At 55.7% G+C, this 11719-nt stretch carries 13 protein-coding genes; 10 read left to right on the forward strand and 3 right to left on the reverse strand.

The features are described from left to right. The first annotated feature begins 32 nt into the window (after positions 1 to 32). The 5 genes from prfA (at position 33) to kdsA (ending at position 4122) form a co-directional block, all read left to right on the forward strand. Entirely contained in the window at positions 33 to 1115 is a 1083-nt protein-coding gene (prfA, locus tag ABOC97_RS15775; protein ID WP_234508036.1) for a peptide chain release factor 1, read from the forward strand. Continuing rightward, positions 1115 to 1966 (forward strand): peptide chain release factor N(5)-glutamine methyltransferase, encoded by an 852-nt coding sequence (prmC, locus tag ABOC97_RS15780; RefSeq protein ID WP_349599641.1) that lies wholly within the window; start codon positions 1115 to 1117, stop codon positions 1964 to 1966. The genes prfA and prmC overlap by 1 nt, the downstream gene beginning before the upstream one ends. Next, entirely contained in the window at positions 1963 to 2355 is a 393-nt protein-coding gene (sirB2, locus tag ABOC97_RS15785; protein ID WP_349599504.1) for an invasion regulator SirB2, read from the forward strand. Before prmC ends, sirB2 begins: the two co-directional genes overlap by 4 nt. Before the next feature lie 3 nt (positions 2356 to 2358). Beyond that, positions 2359 to 3168: an invasion regulator SirB1 gene (gene sirB1, locus ABOC97_RS15790; protein WP_349599507.1), complete on the forward strand. Its 810-nt coding sequence runs from the start codon at positions 2359 to 2361 to the stop codon at positions 3166 to 3168. A gap of 99 nt (positions 3169 to 3267) precedes the next feature. Further along, the gene (gene kdsA, locus ABOC97_RS15795; RefSeq protein ID WP_349599510.1) at positions 3268 to 4122 is read left to right on the forward strand and encodes a 3-deoxy-8-phosphooctulonate synthase; all 855 of its coding nucleotides are present in this window, start codon (positions 3268 to 3270) and stop codon (positions 4120 to 4122) included. Between the two features lie 116 nt (positions 4123 to 4238). On the opposite strand, the gene chaA is transcribed toward kdsA, so the two are convergent. Continuing rightward, positions 4239 to 5339, reverse strand: a complete 1101-nt coding sequence (gene chaA / locus ABOC97_RS15800) for a sodium-potassium/proton antiporter ChaA (RefSeq protein WP_234508031.1) — start codon at positions 5337 to 5339, stop codon at positions 4239 to 4241. Between the two features lie 363 nt (positions 5340 to 5702). Between chaA and ABOC97_RS15805 the strand changes: the two genes are divergently transcribed. Further along, complete coding sequence (locus tag ABOC97_RS15805) at positions 5703 to 6383, forward strand: gamma-glutamylcyclotransferase (RefSeq protein ID WP_349599512.1); 681 nt, start codon at positions 5703 to 5705, stop codon at positions 6381 to 6383. Positions 6384 to 6429: 46 nt separating this feature from the next. On the opposite strand, the gene ABOC97_RS15810 is transcribed toward ABOC97_RS15805, so the two are convergent. Then, the gene (locus tag ABOC97_RS15810; RefSeq protein WP_112203963.1) at positions 6430 to 6675 is read right to left on the reverse strand and encodes a DUF1883 domain-containing protein; all 246 of its coding nucleotides are present in this window, start codon (positions 6673 to 6675) and stop codon (positions 6430 to 6432) included. A 272-nt stretch (positions 6676 to 6947) separates the two neighbouring features. Next, on the reverse strand, positions 6948 to 7301 hold the full coding sequence (locus ABOC97_RS15815) for a DsrE/DsrF/TusD sulfur relay family protein (protein WP_052284386.1): 354 nt from the start codon (positions 7299 to 7301) through the stop codon (positions 6948 to 6950). A gap of 74 nt (positions 7302 to 7375) precedes the next feature. Here ABOC97_RS15815 and nasR point away from each other — a divergent pair, with 74 nt between their 5' ends. From nasR to ABOC97_RS15835, 4 genes are all read left to right on the forward strand, one after another. Further along, the gene (gene nasR, locus ABOC97_RS15820; protein ID WP_349599514.1) at positions 7376 to 8584 is read left to right on the forward strand and encodes a nitrate regulatory protein NasR; all 1209 of its coding nucleotides are present in this window, start codon (positions 7376 to 7378) and stop codon (positions 8582 to 8584) included. Between the two features lie 201 nt (positions 8585 to 8785). Further along, a complete protein-coding gene (locus tag ABOC97_RS15825) occupies positions 8786 to 10042 on the forward strand; it encodes a CmpA/NrtA family ABC transporter substrate-binding protein (protein WP_349599517.1) in 1257 nt (418 codons plus the stop codon). 1 nt (position 10043) lies between these two features. Further along, complete coding sequence (ntrB, locus tag ABOC97_RS15830; RefSeq protein ID WP_061281344.1) at positions 10044 to 10919, forward strand: nitrate ABC transporter permease; 876 nt, start codon at positions 10044 to 10046, stop codon at positions 10917 to 10919. Positions 10920 to 10929: 10 nt separating this feature from the next. Continuing rightward, the gene (locus tag ABOC97_RS15835) at positions 10930 to 11718 is read left to right on the forward strand and encodes an ABC transporter ATP-binding protein (RefSeq protein WP_349599522.1); all 789 of its coding nucleotides are present in this window, start codon (positions 10930 to 10932) and stop codon (positions 11716 to 11718) included. Position 11719 lies beyond the last annotated feature (1 nt).

Below are 11719 nucleotides of genomic sequence, written 5' to 3' on the forward strand. Positions count from 1 at the left end.
AACTCTATTTATTACAAGGTGCATTTACGCCAATGAAGCCTTCTATTGTTGCTAAACTGGAAGCTCTCTACGAGCGCCATGAAGAAGTTCAGGCGCTGCTTGGAGATGCGGCAACCATTGCCGATCAGGACCGTTTCCGGGCGCTGTCGCGTGAGTACGCGCAGTTAGGCGACGTTTCTCGTTGTTATACCGACTGGCGCCAGGTTCAGGATGATATTGAAACCGCGCAGATGATGCTCGACGATCCTGAAATGCGCGAAATGGCGCAGGAAGAGTTACAGGAAGCCAAAGCGCGTGAAGAACAGCTGGAACAGCAGCTGCAGGTTCTGCTGCTGCCTCGCGATCCGGACGATGAACGCAACGCGTTTGTTGAAGTGCGCGCTGGTACCGGCGGTGACGAAGCGGCGCTGTTTGCCGGCGATCTGTTCCGGATGTATTCCCGCTATGCGGAATCCCGCCGCTGGCGCGTGGAGATCATGAGCGCCAACGAAGGCGAACATGGTGGCTTTAAAGAAGTGATCGCGAAAATCAGCGGCGAAGGCGTTTACGGTCGCCTGAAATTTGAGTCCGGCGGCCACCGCGTACAGCGCGTTCCGGCCACCGAATCTCAGGGGCGTATCCACACCTCCGCCTGTACCGTGGCCGTATTGCCAGAGGTGCCGGAAGCCGAGCTGCCGGATATCAACCCGGCGGACCTGCGTATTGATACCTTCCGCTCCTCGGGCGCCGGCGGTCAGCATGTTAACACCACCGACTCCGCAATCCGTATTACCCACTTGCCAACCGGCATCGTGGTGGAGTGTCAGGACGAACGTTCCCAGCATAAAAACAAAGCCAAAGCGATGTCGGTGCTGGGTTCGCGTATTCGTGCGGCGGAAATTGCTCGTCGTCAGCAGGCGGAAGCCTCCGAGCGCCGTAACCTGCTGGGCAGCGGCGATCGCAGCGATCGTAACCGTACCTATAACTTCCCGCAGGGGCGCGTCACCGATCACCGCATCAACGTGACGCTTTACCGTCTGGATGAAGTGATGGAAGGCAAGCTGGATATGCTTATCGAGCCTATCGTGCAGGAATATCAGGCCGATCAGCTGGCGGCGCTGTCCGACACGGAATGATGACTTATCGACAGTGGCTACAACAGGCTATCGCGGCCTTCGCAGCGAGCGAAAGCCCGCGGCGCGACGCCGAGATCCTGCTGGGACACGTAACCGGCAAGGCGCGGACCTACATTCTGGCTTTTGATGAGACCGAACTGACGGCCTCGCAGATGGCAGCACTGGCGGAACTGCTGGCACGGCGTGCTAACGGTGAACCGGTCGCTCATCTAGTGGGCACACGTGAGTTTTGGTCGCTGCCGCTCTTTGTCTCTCCGGTGACGCTGATCCCGCGCCCGGATACGGAATGTCTGGTTGAGCAGGCGCTGGCGCGTCTGCCGCAAACGCCGTGCCGTATTCTCGATCTGGGCACCGGCACCGGTGCCGTGGCGCTGGCGTTGGCGAGCGAACGCCCGGACTGCCAGTTGACCGCCGTTGACTTTATTGCCGATGCGGTGGCGCTGGCGCAGCGGAATGCCGATAATCTTGGCATCCACAATATGACTCTTTTGCAAAGCAACTGGTTCAGCGCGCTGGACGGTCAGCGCTTTGCTATGATCGTCAGCAATCCGCCCTATATCGATGAGCAAGACGAACACCTTGCTCAGGGCGACGTGCGTTTTGAACCGAAAACCGCGTTGGTGGCCGCGCAAAACGGTCTTGCCGATCTCGCGCACATTATCCGTCACGGTCGTCAGCAATTACTGCCGGGCGGCTATATGCTGCTTGAACACGGCTGGAAGCAGGGTGAGGCAGTGCGTGAGTTGTTCCAGGCAGCAGGCTATCAGCATGCCCAAACCTGCCGCGACTACGGTGACAACGATCGCCTGACGCTGGCGCAATGGCCGGGTGACGCGGAGGTTTGTCCATGAATTTATTCCAGTGGGTGCTCTATCTACATATAGGGTCGGCCATTGTTTCCGTCAGCTTTTTTGCACTACGCTACTGGTGGAAACACCACGCTAACGCCATGCTGGAGGCGCGCTGGGTGCGCGTTCTGCCACATGCAGTCGATAGCGTACTGCTACTGAGCGGCGTCGCGCTGATGCTGATGACGCGCTATTTTCCTTTCACCGAAGAAGGGACATGGCTGACGGAGAAGCTGTTTGGCGTTATCATTTACATCTTTTTGGGTTTTGTCGCGCTTGGACGTCGTCGTCAGCGCAGTCAGCAGAGTGGCTTTGTCGCCTTCCTGCTTGCACTGGTGGTGTTGTGCATCATCGTTAAACTCGCCATCACTAAAGTTCCGTTGTTGGGGTAAGGTATGAAGTCACTGGCTGATTTTGAATTTAATAAAGCGCCGCTGTGCGATGGCATGATCCTTATTTCCGAAATGATTCGTGATGATTTCCCATCGCAGAAGGTGCGTGAACAGCTCGAATGCCTGGTGGCATTAGCCCGCGAGGAAATTAGCCCTTCCTGGACGCTGACGCGTCAAATGGAGCGTCTGATTGAGCTGTTTTATCATGAGTGGAATTTTGGCGACTCGTCGGGCGTATATCGCCTGTCCGATGCGCTGTGGCTCGATCAGGTGCTGAAAAATCGTCAGGGCAGTGCGGTTGCGCTCGGGGCGATAGTGCTGTGGATTGCCAGCCACCTCGACATTCCCGTGGTGCCGGTGATTTTCCCTACCCAACTGCTGCTGCGCGCCGATGTTGACGACGAAGAGCTGTGGCTGGTGAATCCGTTCAACGGCGAGACGCTCGACGAACACACGCTGGAAGTCTGGCTCAAAGGCAACATCAGCCCGATGGCGGAGCTGTTTAATGAAGATCTCGATGAAGCAGACAACGCTGAAGTTGTCCGCAAGCTGCTCGATACGCTGAAGTCGGCGCTGATGGAAGAGCGGCAGATGGAGCTGGCGCTGGGTGCCAGCCAAACGCTGCTGCAGTTTAACCCGGAAGACCCGTATGAAATTCGCGATCGTGGGCTTATCTACGCGCAGCTGGAATGTGAACATATTGCCCTTACTGATTTAAATTATTTCGTTGAGCAATGTCCGGAAGACCCGATCAGCGAAATGATCCGTGCGCAGATTAATACCATCGCGCACAAGCAAGTTACTCTTCATTAAAACCCGTTTTTAGCGGGGCAAATTCGTACCCTTGCCCCTTTGATGTAACTTAAGTTATTTGCGTATATAATCGCGGAAATACCCTAACAAGGCGCTCTTATGAAAGAAAAAGTGGTTAGCATTGGTGATATCAAAGTCGCAAACGACCTGCCGTTTGTTCTGTTTGGCGGCATGAACGTGCTGGAGTCACGTGACCTGGCAATGCGTATTTGCGAGCACTACGTGACCGTGACCCAAAAACTGGGCATCCCTTACGTATTCAAAGCTTCATTTGATAAAGCCAACCGTTCCTCGATTCACTCCTACCGTGGCCCAGGCCTGGAAGAAGGGATGAAGATTTTCCAGGAACTGAAGCAGACCTTCGGCGTGAAGATCATCACCGACGTTCATGAAGCCAGCCAGGCTCAGCCGGTTGCCGACGTGGTTGACGTTATCCAGCTGCCAGCATTCCTTGCTCGCCAGACCGACCTGGTTGAAGCAATGGCGAAAACCGGCGCAGTTATCAACGTTAAAAAACCACAGTTCGTGAGCCCAGGCCAGATGGGTAACATCGTCGACAAGTTCATTGAAGGCGGTAATGACCAGATTATTCTTTGTGACCGTGGTGCAAACTTCGGTTACGACAATCTGGTTGTCGATATGCTGGGCTTTGGCGTGATGAAAAAAGCGTCTAACAACTCCCCGGTTATCTTTGACGTGACCCACGCGCTGCAGTGCCGCGACCCGTTTGGTGCAGCATCTGGCGGTCGTCGTGCGCAGGTTGCTGAACTGGCGCGTGCGGGTATGGCAGTCGGTATCGCCGGTCTGTTCATTGAAGCGCATCCAGATCCAGAACATGCCCGTTGTGATGGTCCATCCGCGCTGCCGCTGGATAAACTGGAACCATTCCTGAAGCAAATGAAAGCCATCGACGACCTGGTTAAAGGGTTCGACGAGCTGGATACCAGCAAATAACGTTGCTTAACGAATAAAAAAAGCCGGCCTGTTGTATAACAGACCGGCTTTTTTATTAGCGAAACATGTAGGCCGGAATAGACGCGAAGCGTTGTCATCCGGCATTGAAATAGCTATCAGGCAAAAATAGTCATCAGATAAGCTGCAAACAGCGCCAGATGCGCCGCACCGTTCAACACGTTGGTACGCCCGGTTGAGAAGGAAATCTGGCACAGCACCAACGAGGCAACCATTACAATCATCTCCGGCATCCCCAGGCCAAACATCAGCTCGTTGCCGGTCATGTAAGCAATCAGCGTCACCACCGGCACGGTCAGTGAAATCGTCGCCAGCACCGAACCAAAGAACAGGTTCATGGCGCGCTGTACCTGGTTATTCAACACCGCCTTCAATGCACCAAGACCTTCCGGCGACAGGATAAGCAGGGCCACCAGGAAACCGGTAAAGGCCACCGGGGCGTTCATGCTGGTCAGTAACGTCTCCAGCGGGTTGGCGTTCATCTTGGTGACGGCAATAACCGCAACCAGATGGACAATCAGCCACACCGCGTGCCACAGGCTGCTATGCGCCGACGGTTTACCGTGATGCGGGTCATCGTCATCGCTGTCATCTTCATGCTCGTAAATAAACAGGCTTTGGTGCGTTTTGGTCTGAATTAGCAAGAATACGCCGTACATGGCGGCAGAAATCAGCGCCACCAGCAGCGACTGGCCAATGGTAAAATTGGCACCCGGCAATGAGGTCGGGAAGACTAGTACAATAATTGCCAGCGGAAACAGGGCAATTAAATACTGCTTGATACCAAATAGGTTCATATATTGCGTGGCGAATTTACGACCACCGAGCAATAACGAAAAGCCGACTAATCCGCCGGTGACGATCATAATGATGGAATAGAGAGTATCGCGCATCAGGGTAGGGGCAGCATCACCCGTAGCCATTAATGCCGATATCAGACTAACCTCAAGGATAACCACGGAAAGGCTTAAAATCAGAGAGCCGTACGGCTCGCCAAGGCGGTGTGCTAATACATCCGCATGGCGTACAACGCTAAATGCGCTGCTAAGAATACCAACTAACGCCATGGCGTTAATCGCGATAACCACTGGCAATGACTGACTACTTCCCCAGAATAACAGGATTGCCAGCGCCACTACCGGGAAAATAAGCGACGTCTCCTTATGGCGAGTTTTCACCGCCTCATGCGCGTGGGTCATGTTTGTCTCCATCTGTGCAGGTATTTATAATTATAGAAAAAGCAGTGGGATAAATTAACAAATTTTTCCACTGGCAATGCGATCTTTTACTAAAATTTACCCATAGCGCCATTTTTTCGCATAGATGTCTATAATATAAAGTATCGGTTAAATATTTTTTAAATAACAGCAAATTGCTGTGTTGGAATTATCCATTTTTATCGCCAATACGGACGTGAATTGACGCAGAAGGCATAGCAGACAAATTGCATCCTGCCGCATAAAGCTGGATAATATTTCATCAATGACAGCTCCGGAGGTCACCATTCGTTCCCTTAAGGGCGTATGTGTTGCAGGGAAGAGAAGTGGTGGTGGAGGTTTACAGTGTTAACGCGTGATTTCTTGATGAAGGCAGATTGTACAACGGCGTTTGGCGCCATTGAGGAATCGCTATTATGGTCTGCTGAACAACGTGCGGCATCGCTGGCGGCGACGCTAGCCTGTCGGCCAGATAACGGCCCGGTGTGGATTTTTGGCTACGGTTCACTGATGTGGAACCCGGCGCTTAACTTTAGTGAGTCAGTCACCGGTACGCTGGTTGGCTGGCACCGGGCGTTCTGTCTGCGTCTGACGGCCGGGCGAGGCAGCGCCTGTCAACCGGGGCGCATGCTGGCGCTCAAAGAGGGCGGGCGCACCACGGGCGTTGCCTACCGTCTGCCGGACGATGAGATTGAAAACGAGCTGTCACTATTGTGGAAGCGCGAGATGATAACCGGCTGCTATCTGCCAACCTGGTGCAAGCTGAGCCTTGACGACGGGCGTACGGTTAACGCGCTGGTATTTATTATGGACCCGCGTCATCCGCTGTATGAGTCTGACACCAGCGTGCAGGTGATTGCGCCGCTGATTGCGCGCGCCAGCGGGCCGCTGGGCACCAACGCGCAGTATCTGTTCTCGCTGGAGCAAGAGCTGAAAAAGTTAGGAATGCCGGATGACGGTCTGAATGAGCTGATCGGTAAAGTGCGGACGCTGATTGGCGGGGTAAATCCGCCGGGGCTGGCTTAAGCGGTATCGTGAAAACCCCGGAAGTGCGTGCTTCCGGGGTGAATCATCAGGCTGCTACGTAGCTGATGGAGTGCTCAAGAGACTGGCTGTGGCTATCGATCAGCACATTCCAGGTGCCGCTATACGGCACGGTCAAATACGCTTTCTCTTCGTTTTGTACGCTCAAAATATCGGTATTATGACTGCTGGTATTTTTCTGCGTGCTCATTAAATGAATATGGCAACGCTCAGAACAACGCACCACCACCGTATCCCCACCAAACAATGTCAAACTTGCCTTAACCATCGCCAAACTACCCCGCTGCCTATGAGTCAACCCGCTTCCTGCGATCGAATCCTCTATTTCGCCTGTGATATTGTTCACAAATCACTCATGGCATAACACCAAACACCGAGGGGGCAGATGCTGATTTTGATCAAAAAAATCCGCAATGCTTCAACAAAAATGACAATATCCCTGAATCCATTCAGCCTTCGTGAGATTCATACGAAGAATGATACTGCGATAATATAAAATCCTTTAAATCACCATGGTTCTGGTTTGCCTGACTATATCGTCGCGAATCAGAAGGTCAGCACCTTGTCCGCCGCCAGCGTCCACTGTGCCAGTTCTACCAACGTGCCGATTTCTACGCCGTCAATCAGCGGCAGCGCGCTGATACCCCGCCCGTCAGTACAGGTCTTGCACAGCTTCACCGGTACGCCCTGAGCGGTGAGGATCTCCAGCATCTGCTGAATGTTGTAGCCTTCAGCCGGTTTTTGCCCGCGCAGGCCCGCAGTCACCGCGTCCGACATTAAGAACAGCTGTAGCTGCAGGTCATCCTGCTGCTCGCGCAGAGCAATGGCTAAACGCAGGCTGTTAAACAGAGACTCGCTGCCGTAAGCAGCACCGTTGGCGATAATGACGATACGTTGCATCTGAACTCCTTTAAGGCACGGTTATTGCTAGACGTTAGGACTATCGGTAAGAAAATCCTATAACGGGAGAGCGCATGATAAACCGTGAAGATGAGACACCCGGCGCTATCGAGTGGTTTCGTTACGCGCGTCAGGTGCAAAAAGAGCAGCTCCATCAGCTCGCACAGCAGGGGCAACTGGTGAGCCAGTTAAGCCACGTGGTGCATATGTTACAGTGTGAGCGGGGCGCATCCAACATCTGGTTGTGCTCGCAGGGGCGATTATATGCTGCCGAACGCCGCGCCAGCGGGGCGTTGGTGGATGAACAGACCCGCAGCCTGCTTGCCCGGCTGATACCGCAATATCTACCTTCCGCCAGCGGCCTGTGCCAACGCATCGCCCGCGCGGTGTGGTCGCTGGAGCAACTGCCCGCGCTGCGCGAAAAAGTGGGCGCATTGCAGATAAGCCCGGAAGCAGCAACCAGCCAGTTCAACCGCACGATTCGCCATCTGTTGAATATCATTCCACAGCTTAACGACAGCATTGACGATCCCACTCTCGCCGGTCGATTGGTGGCGCTCTACAGCTTTATGCAGGGCAAAGAGCTGGTCGGCCAGGAACGCGCGCTTGGGGCGCAGGGATTTGCGCTGGGCGATTTTAACGACGAACTTCGCCAGCGGCTGGTCGATAGAATCGATGGTCAGCAACCCTGCTTTGACAGCTTTTTATCGCTGGCCAGTGCGCCGCTGAAGATGCTGTTTTTTACCGAGTGTCAGGCGGGTATTGCCATCGAGCAGCTGCGGCGCATCGCCTGTACCCGCAAACCCACGGCGGATGACGGGCAAAGCGCGTTGCACTGGTTTACCCTGCAAACCCAGCGACTGGAGCAGATGCGGGGGCTTGAAGAACTGTTGATTGGCGAGCTGATGAATGCCGTAGAGGCGCTTTTGCAGGAGGACGAAACGTTGGCACCGACGTTTGACGATCCGCCTGGAGACAGTCTGGTGCTGCATCTTGACCGTCAGCTTTTACCGCTGGTTCGCCAACAAGCGCGCGAGCTGGAGCAGCTTTCCAGCCAGCTGGCTTCGCTGAAAGACACGCTGGAGGAGCGTCGGTTAATAGACAAAGCCAAAAGCGTGCTGATGACTCATCGACAGATGAACGAGGAACAGGCCTGGCACTGCCTGCGCAAAATGGCGATGGACAAAAACCAGCGGATGGTGGAAATCGCCCGCGCGCTGCTGGCGGTGAAGTCGCTCTGGCAGGACGAGCCAGGGGCACCGTTGCACAATCAGCGGGCATGAATGCCTGAATGCGGTGCAAAAGTGTGAGCACACCGGCATTTTCCCTGCGAAAATGCGCCATTTCATACCTGGCATCTGATTTGCATTATTTCTGAAAATAGTCGGTTGTGCGCCAATGGCGGCGCACGAACCACGAGGATAAAGGCGTCCTGCAATGCGTAAGCATTGCCGGGCGCTTTTTTTTTGCTTTCGGGAGCGAGTATGAGCGAGACGTTTTCACTATCACGGCGGCGGTTACTGCAGGCCGGAGCGGCCCTGGGCGGTGCGATGCTGCTACCGGGCATTATGCAATCGGCCTGGGCGGCGGGCTCGGATAAGCCGGAGCTGCAAACGGTCAAGGTAGGGTTTATTCCGTTGACCGACTGTGCGCCGTTGGCTATTGCGTCGCTGAAGGGGTTCGATAAAAAGTACGGCATCACGCTGGTACCAAGCAAAGAGGCTAGCTGGGCGGCGGTACGCGACAAGCTGGTCAACGGTGAACTGGATGCGGCGCATATTCTTTATGGCCTGCTGTACGGTCTTGAGCTCGGTATTGCCGGTAAACCGCAGGCGATGGCCAATCTCCTGACGCTAAACCGCAACGGGCAGGGGATCACCTTGTCGACCGATTTGCAGGAAAAGGGCGTCACCGATCTTAGCGGGCTGAAAACGCTTGTCGCTAACAGCGAGCCGGGCACCTATACCTTCGCCCACACCTTCCCAACCGGCACCCATGCCATGTGGCTCTATTACTGGCTGGCGAGCGGTGGCATTAACCCGTTTACCGACGTGCGCACGGTGGTGGTGCCGCCACCGCAGATGGTGATGAACATGCGTATTGGCAACATGGTGGGTTTCTGCGTCGGCGAACCGTGGAATGCGCGCGCCATCAATGACCGCATCGGTTTTACCGCCGCCACCAGCCAGGACATCTGGCCGGATCACCCGGAAAAAGTACTCGGCACCCGCCGGGACTGGGTTGAGCAGCATCCAAATACCAGCCGTGCATTGGTTGCCGCGCTGCTCGATGCCGCGCGCTGGATTGACGCCTCCGACGACAATAAACGCGAGACCGCAAAGATCCTCGCCCAGCGCGGCTGGCTGAATACCAAAGAGCAATATCTGACGGGCCGCATGCTCGGTGCCTATGACAACGGCATCGGTCGCCGCTGGCAGGACCCGCATCCGATCCGTTTTTTCGACCACGGCGAAGCCAGCTTCCCATGGCTGTCAGACGGCATGTGGTTCTTAACCCAGTTCCGTCGCTGGGGACTGCTGAAAAACGACCCGGATTACCTGGCCATTGCCCAACGCATTAACCGTATCGATGTGTGGAAAGAGGCGGCGCTGGCGGTGGGTGGCGTGAGTGCGCCAACGCAAACGCTGCGCAGCAGCAAATTGATCGACGGCTCGATATGGACCGGGGCCGATCCAGCCGGGTACGCCCGGAGTTTTAACGTTCAACGCCTGGGGGCATGAGATGAAGACCAAAACCACGATTGTCGATGTGCCTGCACCCGCAGGTGAAGTGATTACGCTACCGCCGGTGCAGGTGCGTCGCCAGCCGCCCGCGTTCAGACGTCATTTGCGCGCGCTTGCCGAACGCACCATTCCGGCGCTACTGGGGCTTGGCCTGCTGGTGCTGGCCTGGCAGCTCGCCGCCGTGAACAGCAAGGGCTTCCCGACGCCGCTCAGTACCCTCGATTCGGCGTTAACGCTGTTTGCAGACCCGTTCTACATCAACGGCCCGAACGACGTGGGCGTTGGCTGGAATGTGCTGGCCTCCTTGCAGCGCGTGGCGGTGGGCTTTGGGCTGGCGGCGCTGGTCGGGATCCCGCTGGGCTTTTTGATTGGCCGCTTTACCTTCGCCTCGCGCATGTTTACGCCGCTGATTGCGCTGCTGCGCCCGGTCAGCCCGCTGGCCTGGCTGCCGATCGGCCTGCTGCTATTTCAGAAAGCGGAGCCGGCGTCGAGCTGGACCATTTTCATCTGCTCAATCTGGCCGATGGTGATTAACACCGCCGAAGGGGTGAAGCGTATTCCGCAGGATTACCTCAACGTGGCGCGAGTGCTGCAGCTCTCCGAATGGACGGTGATGCGCAAAATTCTGTTCCCGGCGGTGCTGCCGTCGGTGCTGACCGGCGTTCGTTTGTCGATTGGCATCGCCTGGCTGGTGATTGTGGCGGCAGAAATGCTCACCGGCGGTCTGGGGATTGGTTTCTGGATTTGGAATGAGTGGAACAACCTTAACGTCGAAAACATCCTGATCGCCATTGTGATTATCGGCGTGGTGGGGCTGCTGTTGGAGCAGGGGTTGATGCTGATTGCGCGTCGTTTTAGCTGGCAAGAGAAGTGAGGAGAGAACAATGAAACCATTAATTCAGGTCCAGGCCGTGAGCCAGCGTTTTCATACCGCCAGCGGCGAATTTCTGGCGCTGCAAAACGTCTCTTTTGATATTCACGAAGGGGAAACCGTCAGCCTGATTGGTCACTCCGGCTGCGGGAAATCCACGCTGTTGAATCTGATTGCCGGTATCACGCTGCCGACCGAAGGCGGGCTTATCTGCGATAACCGTGAAATTGCCGGTCCCGGCCCGGAACGCGCGGTGGTGTTTCAAAACCACTCGCTGCTGCCGTGGCTGAGCTGCTTTGATAACGTCGCGCTGGCGGTTAACCACGTCTTCCAGCGCACCATGAGCAAAGCCGAGCGTCGGGAGTGGATTGAGCACAACCTCGACCGCGTGCAGATGGGGCATGCGATGCACAAACGCCCCGGTGAAATCTCCGGCGGCATGAAGCAGCGCGTGGGCATCGCCCGGGCGCTGGCGATGAAACCTAAAGTCTTGTTAATGGATGAGCCGTTCGGCGCGCTGGATGCGTTGACCCGGGCGCACCTTCAGGATTCGGTGATGCAAATCCAGCAGGCGCTGAATACCACCATCGTGCTGATCACCCACGATGTGGATGAAGCGGTACTGCTCTCGGACCGGGTGATGATGATGACCAATGGCCCAGCCGCCACCGTCGGCGAGATTCTTGACGTCAATTTGCCGCGTCCGCGCAATCGGGTACAGCTGGCGGAGGATAGCCGTTATCACCACCTGCGCCAGCAGATCCTCCATTTCCTCTATGAAAAACAGCCGAAAGCGGCGTAAG

Origin of the sequence: Kluyvera huaxiensis (genome assembly GCF_040149365.1) — a bacterium.
GTDB classification, from domain to species: domain Bacteria; phylum Pseudomonadota; class Gammaproteobacteria; order Enterobacterales; family Enterobacteriaceae; genus Kluyvera; species Kluyvera intermedia_A.